This is a genomic window from Salipaludibacillus agaradhaerens, from assembly GCF_002019735.1.
GTDB classification, from domain to species: domain Bacteria; phylum Bacillota; class Bacilli; order Bacillales; family Salisediminibacteriaceae; genus Salipaludibacillus; species Salipaludibacillus agaradhaerens.
Genome location: NZ_KV917378.1, coordinates 4,111,390 through 4,132,239 on the forward strand (window position 1 = coordinate 4,111,390; position 20,850 = coordinate 4,132,239).

Sequence of the window (20,850 nt, forward strand, 5' to 3'; positions counted from 1 at the left end):
AATATAATTAATAGCGTTAAAATTTTCAACTATATACAGATAGGAGCGGCCCACATGCACTTTGATGAAGAGTTAATTTTAAAAGAGGTTGAAGCCGGAACGAATAAAGAGATATTAATGAAGATGGCTGAAAACCTCGAAAGTAAGGGATTAGTAAAAGAAAGTTATAAGAAAGCAGTGATTGAAAGAGAAGAGGCGTTTGCCACCGGATTACCGACAATTAGTTACTCGGTTGCTATCCCACATACGGATGTTGAACACGTTAATAAAAAATCAATTAGTGTGTCGGTATTGAAGGAGCCTGTTGCTTTCGGCATTATGGGTGAAGAATCTGACACGACCCCTGTCAAAATTGTTTTTATGCTTGCTATGGATAAAAAGCACGATCAACTAGATTTATTGAAACGATTGATGCAATTGTTCGCTGATCCAAAAACATTAGACCTTATCGTGAATGAACCAAATAAAACGACGATAAAGGATCATATTTTAAGTTTGCTTCATTTATCACATAAAGGAGGTGAAAACTAATGAAAAAACATATTTTAGTAGCTTGTGGGACAGGTATTGCCACATCAACCGTTGTGAACGGAGAATTAGAAAAAATCTGTAAGGAACATGAACTCGACGTTAACTTGATTCAATGTAAAGTATCTGAGATTTCCTCATATGCCGATCAAGCAGATTTACTTATCACAACTACAATTATAAAAAAAGAGTACCCATTTCCAGTTATTAACGCTAGAGCGTTCCTAACCGGTATTGGCCTTGATGAAGTTAAACAGGACATTTTACAAGAGCTAAAAAAGTAATAGCTGATCAAACCATGCTTTGAAAAGTGGAGACTCGTATGAGAGATGATGAAGCTTTTAAAGTAAGAGATTCTAAGACATTAAGCAATTAATAAGGAGGCTTTACAATGGATCAAATGGTTGAAGCTTTACAAGCCTTTCTCGCTTTAGGACCGACTGTTATTCTACCTGTTGCCATCTTTCTTATTGGTATCGCTTTTCGGCAAAAAGCAAGTAGGGCATTTCGTTCAGGTTTAACGATTGGTGTGGCATTCGTTGGCATTTTACTTGTCGTTGATTTACTAGTTAACAACTTAGGTCCAGCAGCTAACGGTATGGTCGAAAGATTTGGTATCGAATTAAATGTTATTGATGTCGGTTGGCCAGGGGCTGCTGCTATGTCGTGGTCATCACCAATAGCAGCACTTATTATTCCTATAGGTATTTTCGTAAATGTTATCATGCTTGTCACTAAAACGACGAAAACAATGAACGTTGATATCTGGAACTTTTGGCATTTTACATTTACCGGTGCGATCGTTTATACCATCTCTGGCAGTATGATACAAGGCCTCATTGCAGCTGTTTTGTTCCAAATAGCATGTTTAAAAATTGCTGACTGGACTGCACCAATGCTTCGAGATTATTTTGAACTACCAGGAATCTCCATCGCTACAGGAAGTACTGTTTCTTATGCGCCATTAGGTATACCACTTGTAAAGGCTATCGGTAAAATTCCTGGTTTAAAAAGATTGAATGCAGACTCTGACACGATTTCCAACAGATTTGGTGTGATGGGGGAACCAATTTTTATGGGGCTTGTTCTTGGTATTGCTTTAGGCTTTCTCGCAGGTTTTCCCACAGGTGAAGTGATACAAATTGGTATGGCAATGGCAGGGGTGATGGTACTCATGCCGCGGATGGTTAAAATTTTAATGGAAGGGCTTACACCAGTATCAGAATCCGCCCGTGAATTTTTAAAAAAACGTTTTGGGAACGAAGATATTTATATCGGATTAGATGCGGCGGTCGCCATCGGTCATCCTTCAGTAATTTCTACAGCTTTAATTCTAGTACCGATTACGGTAGGAATGGCTGTTATACTTCCCGGTAACAATGTGTTGCCATTCGGTGACTTAGCAACTATTCCGTTTATTGTCGCATTTATTGTAGGGGGAGCTAAAGGGAATATTATCCATTCGGTGATAGCAGGTAGTATTTTAATCGGTTTATCACTATTTATGGCTACAGACATTGCGGCTGTTCATACACAAATGGCAATTGATGGATCCTTTAGTATCCCTCAAGATACAAATCTTATCTCTAGTATCGATCAGGGAGGTAACTTGATCAACTGGCTTATTTGGAGATTTTTCGAGTTATTTAACTAGAGATTACAACAAGAGAGGGACAAAAAACGAGTAAGAAAGAAACTACCGCCAAGCAGTTCAAAATCTTTCTTACTCGCCTCACAGCCCGTAAATAAAGAGACTGTCCCTCTATTTTCACATAAGGACACTGGCATTTTCAAGTTACTATAGCAAAAAGAATTTGTCAGAAATGTGGCGTTTTGTTATGACATTTTGGGAGGGTTAGAATGATGAAAGCCTTAGTTAAAAAAGAGCTAGGATTTGGAAAATTAGAGTTAATTGACGTTGAAGAACCAGAACCGAGGGAAGGAGAAGTGAAAATCCTTGTAAAGTATGCTGGTGTGTGTGGTTCAGACATTCATACGTATGAAGGCCATTATAAGGTGAAAGCACCAGTCACACTAGGTCATGAATTTTCTGGTGAAGTGATTAGCGTTGGAGAAGGTGTGACGGCATTCAAACCGGGAGATCGTGTTACCTCTGAAACAACTTTCTATATTTGTGGAGAATGTCAGTATTGTAAAACAAAAGACTATAATCTATGTCAACATCGTAGAGGTATCGGTACACAACAAAATGGAGCGTTTGCTAAATATGTATTAGCTCGGCAAGAAAGTGTCCACAAGCTCCCAAAAAATGTCGACTATCTGTCAGGAGCATTTACTGAACCTTTAGCTTGTTGTTACCATGCTGTTAAAAAAGCACATATTAAGCCTGGAGAATTAGTTGTGGTTCTTGGACCAGGGCCAATTGGGTTATTAACTGCTCAGCTCGCTAAAGACGCAGGGGCGACGGTCATCATCACAGGTTTAACACAGGACCACGTCCGTTTGGAAAAAGCAAATGAATTAGGGATTGACTATGCTATTGATATTCAACATGAAGATGTAAAAAAATTAGTAGACTCTCTAACTGACGGTTATGGAGCAGATGTTGTTATAGAATGTAGTGGCGCTGTGCCAGCTAGTAAATTAGGTCTTGAATTATTGAAGAAAAAAGGAAGATATGTACAAGAAGGTATTTACCCGAATGATGAAATAACGATAGATTTCTCAAAAATTATTCAAAAAGAATTAGTTGTAAGAGGCGCCAGAAGTCAGAAGAGCTCTGACTGGGAACCTTCTTTACAACTCATGAACAATCAAAGGATAAATGCAAAAGCTTTGATAACTCACACGTTTAATATCAATGAATGGGATAAAGCATACTCTGTCATTAAAAGTGGTGAAGCCATCAAAGTTATCTTTCAATCATTTGATTAAGGGCAATCATTTTGAAAGAGAGGCTTATGATCTATGAAGATTTATATTGGAAGTGACCACGGTGGATTTCGTTTGAAGGGAGCAATTACACAGGTGTTAGACGATCTCCAACTAAGCTTTGAAGATATGGGAACGCATTCAACTCGATCAACTGACTACGGTCCTATAGGCAAAAATGTGGCTGAAAAAGTCGCTTTAAGTGAGGATGCAAAAGGGATTCTAATTTGTGGAACGGGTATTGGAATGTCTATCATCGCAAATAAAGTGCCAGGTATCCGGGCAGCAGTCGTTCATGATGTGTTCTCAGCTGAAGCAACAAGAGCACATAATGATTCAAATATTCTTTGCTTAGGTGAAAGAGTCATTGGACAAGGGCTAGCAGAAATGATCGTTCAAACATGGTTACAGACAGTCTTTAAAGCAGGAAAACATGAGCGCAGAATTGATTTTATTAAGAGATATGAAGCGTAACAATGTGTTGTAAAAGCCATCAGTAGTTATTTCCAAGGAAATAACTAGTTATAAGCTAAATCTAAAACGGGGTGATGAGATGGTAGAAACTATGCTCGATTTTTCATTGGGTCCACATGGGAGATTTTTGAGCAACTTGTACAATGAACATCAGTTGATTATTCATACGTTTGTCATTGGTATAGTCATTGGAAATCTAGTGTTCAAAAGATTTAAAAAAAGAAAAGCACCACTGAATGATAACGAGCAAAGTAGTGTGAATGAGGTACGATCTTTATGACTGATCAAACACTCAAATTGGCTCCGTCTATATTAAATACCGATTTTTCGTTGATAAAGAAAACGCTTGAGGAGACTGAGGCAGGTGGGGCTCATATGGTTCATTTCGATGTAATGGATGGGCATTTTGTACCTGATATTACATTTGGTCCTGCCTTTGTAGCTTCATTAAGACCGTTAACCTCGCTACTTTTTGATGTGCATCTCATGGTAGAAAATCCTGAAAATCATATCCCACAGTTTATAGAGGCAGGCGCAGATATGATCACATGTCATGCAGAGGTATGTCCACATTTATACAGAACAATTCAAACAATTAAAGCTTCAGGAGTGAAGGCGGGAGTGGTGTTAAATCCAGCTACGCCTTTATACGTTCTTGATGGCATATTACCAGAGTTAGATATGGTATTACTCATGAGTGTAAACCCAGGGTTTGGGGGGCAACAATTTATTCCTTCTGTGTTAGAGAAAATCGGTCGATTGAGGGAGGAAATAATTAAAAGCGGGAGGGAGATTGATATAGAAGTTGATGGAGGAATTACACATGATAATGTGAAAGGGATCACAAATGCTGGTGCGAATATTATTGTGGCTGGGACAGCTATATATAGTCATGAAGATATAAAATCAACGATCTGTGATTTTAAAAAAAGAATGGGAATAGTCGTATAGATTGAAAATTTTTCAAATCCTTTACATGCGAGGAAGGTGGAAGCAGAATGACGTCATTTTCTCAACTATTAAATAAGCCTTTTACATGCTCGTGCGGAAGAAAACACACTATTTCTATTGAACACATTGCGCTAAACGATCATCTTTCCCCTTTAGATCAACTGTGTATTGACTATTTAAAGGGGGAAAAACTTTCCATTGTAAGTGATGCCACTATATGGTCGGTTATGGGAGAAGCTGTTACAGCTAAATTCGCAAAAGGTGGATTTAAAATTAGTCACTTTTTATTTGATAATACAAAAGTGAAACCTGATGAAAAAGCACTGGGGCAGCTTCTCATGAACCTTCCAGTTGATACAAATGGACTCGTTGCAGTTGGATCAGGTACAATAACTGACCTTGTCCGCTATGCCGCTACCATTACTAATCGTCCTTTTATATCGGTGCCATCAGCTCCTTCAATGGATGGCTATGCATCCAGTGTTTCATCACTTATCTATAATGGAAGAAAGACGACTTATAAGGGGAAAAATGCCTTTGCCATTGCTGGAGATGTGTCGATCATTGCTGAAGCTCCTCAAGACTTGGTTCAAGCAGGTTTTGGCGATATCATAGGCAAAAAAATCGCCATAAGCGATTGGCTACTGTCATATATGCTTAACGATGAATATTATTGTCACTATGCCGCCTCACTCGTGAAGAGTTCCACGGACTTATGCATTCGCAATGTGAGTGCTATCACTCACAGCCAGTTAGATGGCATTCACTCTTTAATGGAAGCTTTAGTTTTATCTGGACTAGCTATTTCTTTAGTAGGAAATTCACGACCTGCTTCGGGGACCGAACATTTGCTTGCACATTACTTTGAATCCGCTTTTATTAAAGCTGGAAAAGCACCTGTATATCACGGGATGGCAGTAGCTTTAGGCACACTTTGTGCCACTCATTTTTATCAGTACGTTCTAGACACTTCAGCATTTGCTTCTTTAAATTTAAGTGATGTGCTACGTGACCAAGTGCCATCTGTAAGAGAGGTTGAGGCCTGGCTTGAAGGAATAGGGCTATCAAAAAATCCACTCGACTATAAAATTGAAAAACCGCTACTAGAAGAGGCACTTCTAAAAGCGCGATACACGAGGGATAGATATACGATTTTATCATTTGCTGCTGAACATGGTTTATTAGAAAAGGCTGTTTCTCATGTGGTGAGGGAAATGTATGTTTAATAGAGTCAAGAGAGTTAATGCTAGCTATTTTAAGGAAAGAGGTTGATCAGAAGATGTCAACAAAAACATCGATTGATTCATTGGCAATTAAAACTATTAGAACATTATCAATTGACAGCATTGAAAAAGCACAATCAGGACATCCAGGTATGCCTATGGGAGCAGCTCCGATGGCTTACAAACTATTTTCTACCCACATGACTCATAATCCAGCAAATCCTAATTGGTTTAATCGTGATCGTTTTATATTATCAGCAGGACATGGATCCGCTTTATTATACAGTTTACTTCATTTACATGGCTATGATGTGACTATTGAAGATCTCAAGTCATTTCGCCAATGGGGAAGTCGTACACCTGGTCATCCAGAGTTTGGACATACCGTAGGAGTTGAAGCAACCACAGGGCCACTTGGTCAGGGATTAGCTATGGCTGTTGGTATGGCGATGGCAGAAGCACATTTAGCAGCCACATATAATAGGGACCATTTTCAAATTGTGGATCATTTTACGTACAGTATTTGTGGCGATGGAGATTTAATGGAAGGCATTTCTGCTGAAGCAGCTTCCCTTGCAGGCCACTTAAAACTTGGCAAATTAATTGTTCTATATGATTCAAATGATATTTCATTAGATGGCGATCTTCATCATTCTTTTTCTGAAAATGTGTTGAACCGTTTTAAAGCATATGGCTGGCAAGTGCTACGTGTTGAAGATGGAAATAATTTGGAGGAAATTTCTAGTTCGCTTGAAGCTGCGAAAAAAAAAGATCAACCGACCCTTATTGAAGTCAAGACAGTGATTGGTTTTGGATCACCTAACAAGGGTGGGAAATCTGCGTCTCATGGTGCACCACTTGGTGAATCTGAGGTGAAATTAACAAAGTCTGCGTATGAGTGGCCACTCGAAGAAGATTTTTATATTCCAGAGGAAGTAAAGCAACATTATGCAGAATTAGCTAGAAAAGGAGCGAAGCAAGAAGAAGTATGGGTGCAAATGTTTAATGACTACAAGAGAATTTATCCTGATATCGCCAAACAACTTGAAATGGCTATTCGTGGAGAATTGCCATCTAATTGGGATGAAGAGATGCCAGTTTATGCCGCAGGTGAAAAACTGGCAACAAGAGTAACTAGTGGAGAAGTATTGAATACTTTAGCGAAAAATGTTCCAAGCTTAATTGGGGGTGCGGCAGATTTAGCTTCATCGAATAAAACAAACTTGAAAGGTGAAGGTAATTTCAGTGCGCGGAATTACTTAGGTAGAAATATCTGGTTTGGTGTAAGAGAGTTTGCTATGGCAGCGGCTGTTAATGGTATGGCTCTCCATGGAGGCGTGACACCTTATGCTTCGACGTTTTTCGTGTTCTCAGATTATTTACGCCCTGCTCTAAGGTTATCATCTTTAATGAAGCTACCTGTTACCTATATTTTCACACATGACAGCATTGCTGTTGGCGAAGATGGACCGACCCATGAACCGATTGAGCAATTACCGGCTTTAAGAATGGTGCCAAATTTATCAGTGATCCGGCCAGCGGATGGAAACGAAGTAGCCGCTGCATGGAAGGTGACATTGGAATCAAAGCAACCGACTGCACTTGTACTAACACGCCAAGGTGTACCAACTCTAACAGGAACAGATAAGCATGCTTATGAAGGCGTTCGAAAAGGTGCTTATATAATTTCCAAGGCCGCAGGGAAAGTTGAAGGCTTACTCCTTGCCAGCGGATCCGAAGTAGCGCTGGCTATAGGTGCTCAAGAAAAACTTGCTGAGGAGGGCGTTTTTGTGTCTGTCGTAAGTATGCCGAGCTGGGATCGATTTGAAAAGCAATCAAATGCATATAAAGAAACCGTATTACCGAAAAAAGTAACAAAACGCTTAAGTATTGAAATGGCTTCGACCTTTGGGTGGGAACGCTATATTGGCCAATGTGGTGAGGCACTGGGAATTGATAGATTTGGAGCCTCAGCTCCTGGAGATCATTTAATGAAGGAATTTGGCTTTACAGTTAAAAATGTTGTAACACGATTTAAGCAACTAATGAAAAGATAAAGGGATATGGCTACCACCTTTGGATAGATGTTTGGCAGTTTCCAATAGTGGGAATAACGTTAGGTAAAGTTGCCGGTTTAGAGAGTCGAAAAATATTTTTCGGCTCTCTGTCATTTTAATTTAAGAAGTTCGTAATTTGTGAAGATGGGTCTATTTTGGACATGGAGGGTCAAGTTATAAACTAACATCGTGAAAAACGACTTCATCATGCAAGAAAGGGAATAACAATACATACCTATAAGAAATAAACGGTATTGAGTATGATAAAGGTCAGCTAGTTGTGTCATTTAAAGCTTACTTGTAAGAGGGTTACTATTTTACAGCCGTGATAAATAGCAAACTTTTGGACGTGAATTGGTACTTTAGTCATTAATTCCATTTGTTTTTCTATTTCTTAATTGATAAACTAAATGAAAAGAATATCCAACTGTAAAGGTGGTTAGCTGATATGGGGAAGCAGGCAAACGGTCACGATGATAATGTTATTCTTTTTCCTGGACTGGTGCCGAGACTTGTAGATAAAGGAATGATCTCGTTAAAGGAAAAAAAATATTACGATGCTTTAACCTATTTTAAGCAATCGATAGAACTAGAGCCAGAGCACCCCCAAGCCCGTTATGGGCTCGTCATTACAAACATTGAATTAAACAGGCTGGCAGAGGCTAGAATTCACTGTGAATCAATGTTGCATGAAGGAATTGGGGACTATTACGATGTCCTTCAAGTGTATGTGTCTTTGTTAGTCCAATTAGGGGATTATCAAGAAGTGGTAAAGTTATTAGAGGTGGTGATTGCGGAAGATAAATTACCTGCTAAAATGGCAGAATCATTTTATCATTTACTGGAATTCTCCCGTCAGATGACTGAAGGCTATGAGAGTGTTGAAGTGGAGGCAGAAAACGGGGGTGATGACTCATTGGAGCTCGTTCCCACAACGGAAGAACTGATTCAAATACTTGAGAAGGGGAACCTTGACCAGCAATGGGGAGCAATACAACAACTGAGCCAACACGATTCTTTAAAAGTAGAAAAAGCATACAGGTCTTTCCTTAAAGGAAGAGACAATAACCCAGTGTTAAAAAGCTATTTACTCCAAACACTCAAGGAAATGAACAGTCAGGGAACATTCGATGTACATAAGTTTGGTAAAGACTTTATTGTGACTATTGAAGACCTAGAGGATGTGTTTCATGAAAAATTTGGAAAGTCTGTCATATCAAAGTTAGAAATGACACTCGCCCAAAAAAATCCATCACTGTTTGAAATGGTCCAACAAGTATGGTGGCATTATTTATTTGCCCTTTTTCCGGAATCACCAGAACCACTTGATATTAATATATGGGCCTGTGCATTGCATCATATGGGAAGGAACCTTTTGGAAGAGGACACTCATATTGAGGGAATCTTGACATTATATCAGGTTGAAGAAGAGGACGTAAAAAAAGCTGTTGATCACTTGAAACAAATTGAAACATTACTTTTTTCAATGGACCATAATGAGAATTAGGCTTTTGAATACATAATCTAATCAGAACTTAACTTACTTTAAATTGTACATAATTAAATAATTAGCAGGATTCAGCAATACCATAAAACGGGAAGTATACACGTGAGATTAAACTAGCGTGACAGAATAGAGTTTTGAATAACTAATAAACTTCAGCTTAAACCGTCAATTTAATTACAGATAACTATTTGTAAAACGCCAGCCACAAAATGGAGAGGAAAGATAATCTATTTAGGCGAGAGGTACCAGAGGTGAATATCCTGATTCACACTACCAAATCAATGGGGGAAAAACGAAAATACTCATTGATTGACGGTTCGTTTTATAAATCATTGAAATGCATATGCCTTGTGTTATAATATAAGGGTTGCAAAACAGTAGCGATAAAAATGATCTTTTTTTATGTTGGAGGGAAAGTATATATGTCAGCAAAATGGGAAAAAAAAGAAGGTAACTCAGGTGTCCTTACGGTTGAAGTAAGTAGCGACCGTGTAAACGATGCATTGGACCAAGCCTTTAAAAAAGTTGTTAAACAAGTGAACGTACCAGGCTTTCGTAAAGGTCGTGTACCACGTCCTCTTTTTGAACAGCGCTTTGGTGTGGAGTCTCTTTATCAAGATGCATTAGACGTACTATTACCACAAGCGTACTCAGAAGCAGTCGAAGAAACTGGCATTGAGCCTGTAGATCAACCAGATATTGATATTGAAGATATGGCTAAAGGAAAGCCATTAGTATTCACTGCTACAGTCACTGTGAAACCGGAAGTTAAACTTGGTGATTATAAAGGGCTTGAAGTAGAAGTGGAAGATACGAGTGTCACTGATGAAGATGTAGACGCTGAAATCTCTAATCTTCAAGAAAAACATGCAGATCTTGTGGCAGTTGAAGATGGCCAAATCGAAAAAGGCGATACCGTCGTTTTTGACTTTGAAGGATTTGTGGATGATGAACCATTTGAAGGCGGAAAGTCAGAAAATTATTCCCTTGAAATCGGTTCTGGTCAATTTATTCCAGGCTTTGAAGATGAGATGATTGGTTTGAAAACAGGCGAAGAAGCAGAGGTAAATGTGACATTTCCTCAAGACTACCATTCTGAAGCCCTTGCAGGAAAGCCAGCTAAGTTTAAAGTGAAGATTCATGACATTAAACGTAAAGACTTACCTGAGCTCGACGATGAGTTTGCAAAAGATGTTAATGAAGAACATGAGTCATTTGCTGCTCTAAAAGAAGATGTCCGTAAAAACCTTGAAGAAACAAAACAACAAGAAGCTGACGCTAAAATGAAAGACACTCTGGTTGAAAAAGCAAGTGAAAACAGCGACATTGATCTTCCAGAAGCGATGGTGGAAACTGAAGTGAAGCGGATGATGGATGAATTTGGTCAACGTTTACAATCACAAGGTATGTCTATGGATATGTATTATCAGTTTGCCCAAACAGATGAAGAAGGCATGAAAGCCCAATTCCAAGATGATGCTGAAAAAAGAGTACGTGTAAATTTAACATTAGAAGCTATTGCGGAAGCTGAAAAGTTAGAGGCAAGTGACGAAGATGTAGATGCAGAAATTGAAAAAATGGCTGATATGTATAAACGCTCAGCGGATGAAATTCGTCAAATCCTTGATATGCAAGGTGGCGTTGAGACGTTAAAAGGTGATTTAAAAGTACGTAAAGCCATAGACTTTTTAGTAGAAAACAGAAAAAAATAAGTTAATCGTTAATCACATAACCATCTGTTTCGTAAAGATTTAATTGGGGAATATTCACTTATTGCGTTATAATTTCCTATATTTTCCGAAGCAAGTGTGGAAAGGTAGTGGCAAGGCGCGACGGAGAATCGTGCCTTGTTTTGTACATAACTTAGGCATATACATTTTTATTGACAATTAAAAACTGTTTCATTTATTCTAAATCGAACATAACTATAATCAGAGGTAGGAAAAGCGCTTTACTTATCATCTGTCAGATAATTATGGTACAATTCAGGAGAAAGGATGAATGAACAGGAAACGATGCAAATAATACCTGAATGACTAAAAAAAGATATTCAGACGTACAATGTAAACATACAAATATCTAAAGGGCTTTTGAACATGCCTGAACGTTTAATCTTAATGTAAGGGGTGAATAGGATGTTTAAATTCAATGAAGAAAAAGGACAATTAAAATGTTCTTTTTGTGGTAAAACACAGGACCAAGTGAGAAAATTAGTAGCCGGCCCAGGCGTGTATATATGCGATGAATGTATTGAATTATGTACTGAAATCGTGGAAGAAGAGTTAGGTTCTGAAGAAGAAGTGGAAATGGAGGATATTCCTAAGCCTCAGGAAATTCGTGATATTCTAAATGACTATGTTATCGGTCAAGACCAAGCGAAGAAAACGTTATCAGTGGCGGTGTATAATCACTATAAACGAGTAAATTCCGCTTCTAAGAACGATGAAGTTGAGTTAGCTAAGAGTAATATCTGTCTGATCGGGCCCACAGGTAGTGGTAAAACCCTATTAGCACAAACCTTGGCACGCATTTTAAATGTCCCTTTCGCAATAGCAGATGCTACTTCTCTCACTGAAGCGGGTTATGTTGGTGAAGACGTAGAAAATATACTGTTAAAGCTTATTCAGGCTGCAGACTATGATGTAGAAAAAGCTGAAAGAGGCATTATCTACATTGATGAGATTGACAAAGTGGCTCGTAAGTCAGAGAATCCATCTATTACAAGAGATGTATCTGGTGAAGGGGTACAACAAGCCCTATTGAAAATTTTAGAAGGTACTACTGCTAGTGTACCACCTCAAGGGGGCCGTAAGCACCCACACCAAGAATTTATTCAAATTGACACGACGAATGTCTTGTTTATTTGTGGCGGTGCCTTTGATGGAATTGACCAAATTATTAAACGGAGATTAGGGAAGAAAGTGATAGGCTTTGGTTCTGATACAAATGAGTCTGATTTAAAGGAAGATCAATACTTATCTAAAATTCTCCCTGAAGATTTGTTACGTTATGGCTTAATTCCTGAATTTATCGGTCGTCTTCCAGTCATTGCAAGTCTTGAACATCTGGATGAGGCCGCTTTAGTAGAAATTTTAACAGAGCCAAAAAATGCGCTCGTTAAACAATACAAAAAACTCCTCGAGCTAGATGAGGTGGAGTTAGAATTTTCTGAAGAGGCATTGCGTGAAGTGGCAAATCAAGCTATTGAACGTAAGACAGGGGCGCGTGGATTACGGTCAATTATTGAAACCATGATGTTAGATGTCATGTATGAGCTGCCTTCTCGTGAAGATATTGCTAAATGTATCATTACTGATGAAACAGTTAGGGATTTAAAGCGACCGACGCTTCTAGCTGAAAATGGCGAAGAAATTAAAGAACAAAAAGAGCCAAAAGAAAGTGCATAAAGACTTTACCGTCTCCAATTTGGAGACGGTTTTTAATTTATCACAGATAAGCGTCCATAAAAACTCCCGGTTAACATAAAGTGAATAGCTAAATCTATTTAGGCGTGAGCTAACGAAAGTAATGTCCTGGTTAATTCAACTATCAATGGGAGAAGAGCGAAAACGCCTATTGATTGAAGGTTCACTTTATCCAATTCTTAAGGGGCAGTAAAATCCCCATTGATTGAAGCTTTACTTTGTATCCTCCTCCGATATATCACGTTCAAATGTGTTTATGTAATGCTAATTTCTGCCTGCTTCAGAAATCAAGATTAAGTGTTAAGTCTTCGGTAAGACTATACATACAGATCAAAAAGCAAAGCGAACATAAGAGGACCGTAAAAGACTTATTTGTCGTCGCATAGCTGAAATTTAGGATAAGGAAGGAGTATTTAACAAACTTAATAAACACCTTTGTTAAGGCAGTCAAGGTCAGGAGGAGGATATAATGACAATTACCGGTATGATGGTGCTAATACAACTTTTTTTCGGAGTTGTGATAGGTCTGTACTTTTGGAACTTACTTAAAAGTCAGCATACGCAACGCCGTTCTGTAGATAAAGAATCTCAAAAGGAAATGGATCAACTTAGACGAATGAGAAAAATAAAATTAACAGAGCCATTGTCAGAAAGAGTAAGACCAAAAAATTTTGCTGATGTTGTAGGACAGTCTCATGGAATTAGGTCATTACAAGCAGCTATTTGTGGGCCCAATCCTCAACATGTCATTATTTATGGCCCACCTGGTGTAGGGAAAACAGCGGCTGCTAGGCTCGTACTCGAAGAAGCAAAGGCAAATCCAAATTCTCCTTTTCGATTTGATTCAGTCTTTGTAGAATTGGATGGCGCTACGGCTAGATTTGATGAAAGAGGCATTGCTGATCCATTAATTGGGTCAGTACATGATCCGATTTATCAAGGCGCTGGTGCAATGGGGCAGGCCGGGATTCCGCAACCAAAACAGGGGGCTGTGACAAAAGCACATGGAGGCATTCTTTTTATCGATGAAATTGGCGAGTTGCATTCGATACAAATTAACAAGCTGTTAAAAGTATTGGAAGAACGAAGAGTATTTTTAGAAAGTGCCTACTACCATGAAGAAAATCCCCAGATCCCTGAACATATTCACGACATTTTTAAAAAGGGATTGCCTGCAGATTTTAGGCTAATAGCAGCTACTACAAGACACCCTGAAGAGATACCGCCAGCGATACGGTCCAGGTGTGTTGAAGTCTTCTTTAGGGGTCTGACTCAAGAGGAGGTAAGAAAAGTAGCTGCAAAATCAGTAGACAAACTTGGGATGGATGTAGAATCCGCAGTTTATGATCAAGTGGCAAGCTATGCAACTAATGGTAGAGAAGCTGTCAATATGATTCAGCTAGCTGCCGCCATGGCAATTAATGAAGGAAGACAAAACGTGAGAATTGTTGATTTAGAGTGGGTTATTCATGCTGGACAAATGTCACCGAGAATGGAAAAGAGAATCTCCTCTATCGATAAAATCGGAGCTGTAAATGGTTTAGCAGTGAGCGGTCCTGGTGCAGGAATGCTTTTAGAGGTGGAAGTGACAGCTTTAAAACGAGCAGCTGGTGGAGGCCTCATTGTAACAGGTATTGCGGACGAAGAAAGCACGGGAAACCAAATGAGAAGTGTCAAACGAAAAAGTATGGCGAGAAGCTCAGTAGAAAATGTTGTCACTGTACTAAAACATATGGGAATTAAAACGGATCAGTATGATTTGCATGTGAATTTTCCGGGAGGTGTTCCTGTTGATGGTCCTTCAGCAGGAATAGCGATCGCCACTGCAATTTATTCAGCCATACACCGTATTCCCGTTTCTCATCACATCGCAATGACAGGAGAAATTAGTATATATGGCGATGTAAAACCTGTTGGGGGAGTCGTAACAAAAGTGGAGGCGGCAAAATATGCTGGTGTGTCAGAAGTTATCATCCCTAAAGAGAATAACCAAATGGTCTTACAGGACGTTGAAGGTATAACGGTTTTTCCAGTAGAGAACTTAAAAGAAGTTTTTGATAAAGCATTAAAGGTAACAGAAATAAATAGGGAAGAAATACAAGACACACTTCTTAACTCGTTTTCATTGTTAGACAAAGAAGGCTCAATAGGATAAAATTGAACAAGACTCATGTAGGGAAGCCCTAAGACGTGATCCGATGGGATGACGTCGTTTTTGTCTCAAGGAAGTGACAGGCAAATGATTGAAACAGGTTAAGTAAACGAGCCATTTTTACAACCAGTATGTGGATTGTAAAGAATAACAAGCTTTACAATCCTCATTATCAGTTAAAAGCCTCATGTGTAGAAATGACATGAGATTTATGGAGGTGTATTTACATATGACTGAAAAAGGAATGAGAAAACTCCCATTACTACCACTAAGGGGATTACTTGTTTACCCTACGATGGTATTGCATTTAGACGTAGGGCGGAAAAAGTCTGTTCAAGCCCTTGAAAAAGCAATGGTGGAAGATCATGAAATTTTCCTAACTACTCAGAAGGAAATTTCAACTGATGAACCGAATAAAAACGACATTTATAACGTGGGAACGTTAGCGAAAGTTAATCAAATGCTTAAGCTGCCTAATGGGACGATTAGAGTCCTTGTGGAAGGTATTCAGCGTGGTATGATTGAACGCTATAATGAACTTGAAGACTTTTCAGAAGTTGAAGTGACGCTTGTGGAGGAACGACAAGAAGCGACGGTTGAGGAACAAGCATTAATGCGTAACGTCTTGGAACAGTTTGAACAGTATATTCAGATGTCGAAAAAAATCTCTCAGGAAACATTTGCTTCTGTGTCAGATATCATAGAACCAGGGAGATTAGCTGATATTATTGCATCTCACTTGCCATTAAAAATGGTACAAAAGCAAGAAATATTAGAAACGATGTCAGTAGAAGAGCGTTTAAGTCAGATTTTAGATATTTTAAGTAATGAAAAAGAAGTGCTTGGCCTGGAAAAAAAGATTGGTCAACGTGTAAAAAAATCCATGGAAAAAACTCAAAAGGAATACTATCTACGAGAACAAATGAAAGCTATTCAAAAAGAGCTTGGTGATCGAGAAGGTAAAGAGAGCGAGATAGAAGAGCTAACAGAAAAAATAACAAGTGCTCATATGCCTGAATCAGTAGAAGAAAAAGCGATGAAAGAATTAAAACGGTACGAAAAAATGCCGGCAAGTTCAGCAGAAAGCTCTGTGATTCGTAATTATATCGAATGGCTTGTTCAAATCCCCTGGACGCAAGAAACGGAAGATTTGTTAGACATTCACCGTTCGGAAAAGGTGTTAGATGAAGACCACTACGGATTAGAGAAAGTAAAAGAACGTGTTTTGGAATATTTAGCAGTCCAACAGTTAACACAGGAATTAAAAGGGCCTATTTTATGTTTGGCAGGTCCTCCGGGGGTAGGGAAAACATCGTTAGCCCGCTCTATTTCAAGATCATTGGACAGAAAGTTCGTCCGTATCTCACTTGGGGGTGTTCGAGATGAAGCGGAAATTCGTGGTCATCGTCGAACTTATGTAGGCTCTATGCCTGGACGAATCATTCAGGGGATGAAAAAAGCAGGTACGGTGAATCCTGTATTTTTACTGGATGAAGTAGATAAAATGGCAAATGATTTTAGAGGAGATCCATCCGCTGCATTGTTAGAGGTACTTGATCCAGAACAAAATAGTACGTTTAGCGATCACTTTATAGAGGAACCATATGACCTTTCGAAAGTCATGTTTGTCACAACGGCAAATAACATTGGTGCCATCCCTGCTCCCTTGAAGGATAGAATGGAAGTTATTCATATTCCAGGTTATACAGAAGTAGAGAAAAGCCAGATCGCAAAGGAGTATTTGTTGCCAAAACAAGTGAAAGAACACGGTCTTTCCAAAGGGAAGATCCAAGTGCGGGATGACGCTATTTTAAAAGTAATTCGTTTTTATACGCGTGAGGCGGGTGTCCGTAATCTTGAGCGTCAGATGGCTACGATCTGCAGAAAAGCTGCCAAAATGATTGTCTCTGATGAACGGAAAAAAGTTGTCGTGACTGAGAAAACAATTGAAACCATGTTAGGTCAACCGAAGTTTCGCTACGGTAAAGCAGAATCTGAGGACCAAATCGGTGCAGCTACAGGTTTAGCTTATACGGTGGCGGGCGGAGACACTTTAACAATTGAAGTGTCTGTGGCTAAAGGAAAGGGAAAATTAACGCTCACTGGAAAGCTTGGAGATGTGATGAAAGAGTCCGCTCAAGCCGCCTTCAGCTACATCCGTTCTAAATCTGAAGAATTATCCATTGATCCGGCGTTTAATGAAAAAAATGATATCCATATTCACGTTCCAGAGGGGGCAGTACCAAAAGATGGCCCATCCGCTGGTATCACAATGGCTACAGCTTTAATCTCAGCTTTAACGAATCGCCCTGTCCGAAGAGAAGTAGGAATGACTGGAGAAATAACTTTAAGAGGGCGCGTACTACCTATCGGTGGCTTAAAGGAAAAAGCAATGAGTGCACATCGAGCGGGGTTAACGGACATTATTATGCCGAAAGATAATGAGAAAGATTTGGAGGACATACCTGAAAGTGTCAGGAAGGACCTCATCTTTATTCCCGTTTCCCATCTAGACGACGTTCTCAAACGCGCATTGAAAGAGGAGTAAAGACATGAAAATTACTAGCGCAGAATTAATTATTAGCGCCGCCAAAGATCACCAATTTCCTGGAGGGCCATTCCCAGAAGTGGCCCTCTCAGGACGTTCAAATGTTGGGAAATCGTCATTTATTAATACGTTACTAGCTAGAAAAGGGTTAGCCCGGACGTCCCAAAAACCCGGTAAAACGCAAACGTTGAACTTTTATTTTTTAAATGACCGATTTCATTTTGTAGATGTTCCAGGCTACGGTTATGCCAAAGTATCAAAAAAAGAACGCGAGGCATGGGGCCGGGTGATGGAAAGTTATTTCACTCATCGTGAACAACTTAAAGGAGTTATCCAGCTGGTAGATGCTAGGCATAAGCCTACGGAAGATGATATTATGATGTATGATTGGTTAAAGTATCATGAACTTCCTGTCATTATTGTGGCAACAAAAGTAGACAAAATACCGAAAGGGAAATGGGATAAGCATGTGAGTAACATCAAGAAAGAGCTGAATCTCCATGATGAAGACCCTGTCATACTTTTTTCATCAGAGACAGCTTATGGTAAAGACCGTGCATGGAAAGAAATCACCCGTCTGTTGTTTTAAGAAAACCCCTTTCAGTCGTGTAAGAATGGTTTATTAGTAAACTAAGTAACTAGTATTTGTATAAATGTTAAAAGTTAAGTCAGTATAAATAAACGATAGCAAGGACTTGTCTAGGGAGGACAAGTCCTTTTGTTTTGCTTAAGACTTAAAATAAACTAAAATGGGCCAAAACACTGATGCACGTGGAAAACCGAGCCAACATATGTGAGTTTTACTGAAAATGGTTAAAATAAGCCCTTTCATTACAGCGCAATTTTCGTTACTCTATATAATAGATGTACTCGTTATTGTTAAACGAAGTATAGAGAAAAAATCTATTACTTTCTGCGAATAAATAAAAGATAGATGCCTATCACAATTAAGATAAAAGGTAGAAGGTTACTAAAGCCTCCATACAAAGTATTTAGCCATAATGTAATGGTGTCGTAAAAAATAGCAACTACCGAAACAAGGAGTAAAATTAAACCGGGTGAGATGCCATCGCGTCTATGCACGCCATATTTTAGTAAAAAAGCAATTGCTACAATAAGGGTAATATAAGGCCATTCATACTCCCACGCGTTGAACGTATGGACGCCGTGAAAGAAGATACCTAAGCCGAGTGATACAACACCTGAAAAAAGTTTTGCCTCTTCTTTATTTGATAAACCTTGCCATGCTAGTATCAGTCCGATAAGGGTGAGAAACGACGGCCATTGAAACAAAATATCTTTATACGGAACGTCAATACTAAACTGGTTAACTAATAAATAAATGCCCATGATAACAAGAATAATACCGGGTAGAACACGATGAGACTTCATAGATAGTCACTCCTAAGCTAATGGATAAGATCATACAAAATGATAAGATTAAAAATATTTTTATTGGAAATGCTAACAAAAATTACTTCTTTAGTTTAAGTAGAGAAGGTATAGTGTATATGTACGAGTGTTCACAGAAAATTCATAAATAGACAAAACAAGTTTTTATTATTCTTTGATTAAAAATGTTATAATCTAATATAGGTTATTATTAATAAGGATGAACAAGCATGTAAAATATTTGTCATAATTCATTTTTCAATGTAAAATGGATGTCGGTTTGAAGTCAAGGGGGGATGACACGATGCACATCCTAGTTATCAGTTTGAATTATAAAACAACTCCAGTAGAAATACGAGAGAAATTTTCATTTCAAGATGATTTAGATGAAGCTTTAGTTAAGCTTCGTCAGTCTAAAAGCATCTTGGAGAATGTCGTGATCTCTACTTGTAATCGTACGGAACTTTATGTTGTTGCAGACCAATTGCACACGGGGCGCTATTATACAAAGGTATTTCTTTCTGAATGGTTTGGTATTCCTAAGGAAGAGTTCAGCCACTATTTACAGGTTCGTGAAGACGAGCATGCCATTGAACATCTCTTTCGTGTAGTTTGTGGGCTTGACTCGATGATCCTTGGTGAAACACAAATTCTTGGTCAAGTAAGATCAAGCTTTTTAGCCGCACAGAAACAGGACACAACTGGAACTATTTTCAATCAGCTATTTAAGCAAGCCGTCACATTAGCAAAACGTGCCCATTCAGAAACAGCTATCGGTGAAAATGCTGTCTCCGTAAGTTATGCAGCAGTCGAATTGGGCAAGAAAATCTTTGGTGATTTCACTGATAAAAAAGTGCTTCTTATGGGAGCCGGAAAAATGGGTGAATTAACTGCGAAACATTTGTCCTCTAATGGGGTGAATGATATCACAGTGATTAATAGAACAAAACAAAAGGCAGAAGAACTAGCAGAGAGATTTGTTGGTCGTGCAAAAGATATGAGTCAGCTCGATCAATCACTAGAAGCAACAGATATTATGATTAGTTCTACGGGATCAAAAAATTATGTAATTACAAAGAAAGACGTCCTTGACTTAGTTAAGAGGCGTAATGGACGACCACTATTTCTTGTGGATATAGCTGTTCCAAGAGACCTCGACCCCGAACTTGCTGATCTTGATAATGTGTATTTATACGATATCGATGACTTACAAGGCATTGTCGCTGCGAACTTAGAAGAGCGAAAACGGGAAGCCGAAAAAATCGAACTCATGGTTGAAGAAGAGCTGATAGGCTTTAGTCAGTGGCTAGATACGTTAGGTGTGGTACCTATTATAACGGCACTTCGTGAAAAAGCCACTTCTATTCAAGCTGACACAATGGAAAGTCTTGAGAGAAAACTGTCAAGCTTATCTGAACGTGAAAAGAAAGTGATTAGAAAGCATATGAAAAGTATTATAAATCAACTTCTTCGTGATCCTATTACAGCATTAAAAGAAGTACCAGGAGAAGAAAATTCAGATGAATTATTGTCTTATATGACGAAAGTGTTTGCTTTAGAAGATCATTTAACTGAACAGGAAGCAACGTTATCCTGTAATATCCAAATTAATAAACTTGAACGCGAGTGGAATATAGAAAAACGTAAGTCAAAATTGGCTGGTCAGCAAAGTCATACCGTTGCCCGCTCTTACTAGAGAGA

At 38.8% G+C, this 20,850-nt stretch carries 16 protein-coding genes; 15 read left to right on the forward strand and 1 reads right to left on the reverse strand.

Annotation, left to right across the window (positions count from 1 at the left end; genetic code table 11):
- Positions 1–54: 54 nt before the first annotated feature.
- The 14 genes from BK581_RS18845 (at position 55) to yihA (ending at position 18,346) form a co-directional block, all read left to right on the forward strand.
- Positions 55–531, forward strand: a complete 477-nt coding sequence (locus tag BK581_RS18845) for a PTS sugar transporter subunit IIA (RefSeq protein ID WP_078579621.1) — start codon at positions 55–57, stop codon at positions 529–531.
- On the forward strand, positions 531–812 hold the full coding sequence (locus tag BK581_RS18850) for a PTS sugar transporter subunit IIB (protein WP_078579622.1): 282 nt from the start codon (positions 531–533) through the stop codon (positions 810–812). Before BK581_RS18845 ends, BK581_RS18850 begins: the two co-directional genes overlap by 1 nt.
- A 107-nt stretch (positions 813–919) precedes the next feature.
- Entirely contained in the window at positions 920–2,182 is a 1,263-nt protein-coding gene (locus tag BK581_RS18855) for a PTS galactitol transporter subunit IIC (RefSeq protein ID WP_078579623.1), read from the forward strand.
- Between the two features lie 209 nt (positions 2,183–2,391).
- Positions 2,392–3,423 (forward strand): zinc-binding dehydrogenase, encoded by a 1,032-nt coding sequence (locus BK581_RS18860; protein ID WP_078580034.1) that lies wholly within the window; start codon positions 2,392–2,394, stop codon positions 3,421–3,423.
- 33 nt (positions 3,424–3,456) lie between these two features.
- Positions 3,457–3,894, forward strand: a complete 438-nt coding sequence (gene rpiB / locus BK581_RS18865; protein ID WP_078579624.1) for a ribose 5-phosphate isomerase B — start codon at positions 3,457–3,459, stop codon at positions 3,892–3,894.
- Between the two features lie 276 nt (positions 3,895–4,170).
- The gene (rpe, locus tag BK581_RS18875; RefSeq protein ID WP_078579626.1) at positions 4,171–4,845 is read left to right on the forward strand and encodes a ribulose-phosphate 3-epimerase; all 675 of its coding nucleotides are present in this window, start codon (positions 4,171–4,173) and stop codon (positions 4,843–4,845) included.
- Between the two features lie 47 nt (positions 4,846–4,892).
- On the forward strand, positions 4,893–6,071 hold the full coding sequence (locus BK581_RS18880) for a sn-glycerol-1-phosphate dehydrogenase (RefSeq protein WP_078579627.1): 1,179 nt from the start codon (positions 4,893–4,895) through the stop codon (positions 6,069–6,071).
- A gap of 53 nt (positions 6,072–6,124) precedes the next feature.
- A complete protein-coding gene (gene tkt / locus BK581_RS18885; protein WP_078580036.1) occupies positions 6,125–8,125 on the forward strand; it encodes a transketolase in 2,001 nt (666 codons plus the stop codon).
- A 448-nt stretch (positions 8,126–8,573) separates the two neighbouring features.
- Positions 8,574–9,632 (forward strand): tetratricopeptide repeat protein, encoded by a 1,059-nt coding sequence (locus BK581_RS18890; RefSeq protein ID WP_078579628.1) that lies wholly within the window; start codon positions 8,574–8,576, stop codon positions 9,630–9,632.
- 422 nt (positions 9,633–10,054) lie between these two features.
- Positions 10,055–11,344 carry a trigger factor gene (tig, locus tag BK581_RS18895; protein ID WP_078579629.1) on the forward strand — a complete coding sequence of 430 codons (1,290 nt, stop codon included), beginning with the start codon at positions 10,055–10,057 and terminating at the stop codon, positions 11,342–11,344.
- A 423-nt stretch (positions 11,345–11,767) separates the two neighbouring features.
- The gene (gene clpX / locus BK581_RS18900) at positions 11,768–13,039 is read left to right on the forward strand and encodes an ATP-dependent protease ATP-binding subunit ClpX (RefSeq protein WP_078579630.1); all 1,272 of its coding nucleotides are present in this window, start codon (positions 11,768–11,770) and stop codon (positions 13,037–13,039) included.
- Between the two features lie 487 nt (positions 13,040–13,526).
- Positions 13,527–15,212: an ATP-dependent protease LonB gene (lonB, locus tag BK581_RS18905; RefSeq protein ID WP_078579631.1), complete on the forward strand. Its 1,686-nt coding sequence runs from the start codon at positions 13,527–13,529 to the stop codon at positions 15,210–15,212.
- Positions 15,213–15,438: 226 nt separating this feature from the next.
- Positions 15,439–17,757, forward strand: coding sequence for an endopeptidase La (lon, locus tag BK581_RS18910; protein ID WP_078579632.1), 2,319 nt, complete (start codon positions 15,439–15,441; stop codon positions 17,755–17,757).
- A gap of 4 nt (positions 17,758–17,761) precedes the next feature.
- Positions 17,762–18,346 (forward strand): ribosome biogenesis GTP-binding protein YihA/YsxC, encoded by a 585-nt coding sequence (yihA, locus tag BK581_RS18915; RefSeq protein ID WP_078579633.1) that lies wholly within the window; start codon positions 17,762–17,764, stop codon positions 18,344–18,346.
- 317 nt (positions 18,347–18,663) lie between these two features.
- On the opposite strand, the gene BK581_RS18920 is transcribed toward yihA, so the two are convergent.
- Positions 18,664–19,149: a LiaF transmembrane domain-containing protein gene (locus tag BK581_RS18920; RefSeq protein WP_078579634.1), complete on the reverse strand. Its 486-nt coding sequence runs from the start codon at positions 19,147–19,149 to the stop codon at positions 18,664–18,666.
- Positions 19,150–19,453: 304 nt separating this feature from the next.
- On the opposite strand from BK581_RS18920, the gene hemA reads away from it, so the two are divergent.
- On the forward strand, positions 19,454–20,845 hold the full coding sequence (gene hemA, locus BK581_RS18925) for a glutamyl-tRNA reductase (RefSeq protein WP_078579635.1): 1,392 nt from the start codon (positions 19,454–19,456) through the stop codon (positions 20,843–20,845).
- Positions 20,846–20,850: the final 5 nt, after the last annotated feature.

What these genes read in the sequence shown, in the direction of transcription:
- BK581_RS18845 (WP_078579621.1), top strand. Translation starts at nt 55, where the DNA reads ATGCACTTTGATGAAGAGTTAATTTTAAAAGAGGTTGAAGCCGGAACG.
- BK581_RS18850 (WP_078579622.1), top strand. Translation starts at nt 531, where the DNA reads ATGAAAAAACATATTTTAGTAGCTTGTGGGACAGGTATTGCCACATCA.
- BK581_RS18855 (WP_078579623.1), top strand. Translation starts at nt 920, where the DNA reads ATGGATCAAATGGTTGAAGCTTTACAAGCCTTTCTCGCTTTAGGACCG.
- BK581_RS18860 (WP_078580034.1), top strand. Translation starts at nt 2,392, where the DNA reads ATGAAAGCCTTAGTTAAAAAAGAGCTAGGATTTGGAAAATTAGAGTTA.
- rpiB (WP_078579624.1), top strand. Translation starts at nt 3,457, where the DNA reads ATGAAGATTTATATTGGAAGTGACCACGGTGGATTTCGTTTGAAGGGA.
- rpe (WP_078579626.1), top strand. Translation starts at nt 4,171, where the DNA reads ATGACTGATCAAACACTCAAATTGGCTCCGTCTATATTAAATACCGAT.
- BK581_RS18880 (WP_078579627.1), top strand. Translation starts at nt 4,893, where the DNA reads ATGACGTCATTTTCTCAACTATTAAATAAGCCTTTTACATGCTCGTGC.
- tkt (WP_078580036.1), top strand. Translation starts at nt 6,125, where the DNA reads ATGTCAACAAAAACATCGATTGATTCATTGGCAATTAAAACTATTAGA.
- BK581_RS18890 (WP_078579628.1), top strand. Translation starts at nt 8,574, where the DNA reads ATGGGGAAGCAGGCAAACGGTCACGATGATAATGTTATTCTTTTTCCT.
- tig (WP_078579629.1), top strand. Translation starts at nt 10,055, where the DNA reads ATGTCAGCAAAATGGGAAAAAAAAGAAGGTAACTCAGGTGTCCTTACG.
- clpX (WP_078579630.1), top strand. Translation starts at nt 11,768, where the DNA reads ATGTTTAAATTCAATGAAGAAAAAGGACAATTAAAATGTTCTTTTTGT.
- lonB (WP_078579631.1), top strand. Translation starts at nt 13,527, where the DNA reads ATGACAATTACCGGTATGATGGTGCTAATACAACTTTTTTTCGGAGTT.
- lon (WP_078579632.1), top strand. Translation starts at nt 15,439, where the DNA reads ATGACTGAAAAAGGAATGAGAAAACTCCCATTACTACCACTAAGGGGA.
- yihA (WP_078579633.1), top strand. Translation starts at nt 17,762, where the DNA reads ATGAAAATTACTAGCGCAGAATTAATTATTAGCGCCGCCAAAGATCAC.
- BK581_RS18920 (WP_078579634.1), bottom strand. Translation starts at nt 19,149, where the DNA reads ATGAAGTCTCATCGTGTTCTACCCGGTATTATTCTTGTTATCATGGGC.
- hemA (WP_078579635.1), top strand. Translation starts at nt 19,454, where the DNA reads ATGCACATCCTAGTTATCAGTTTGAATTATAAAACAACTCCAGTAGAA.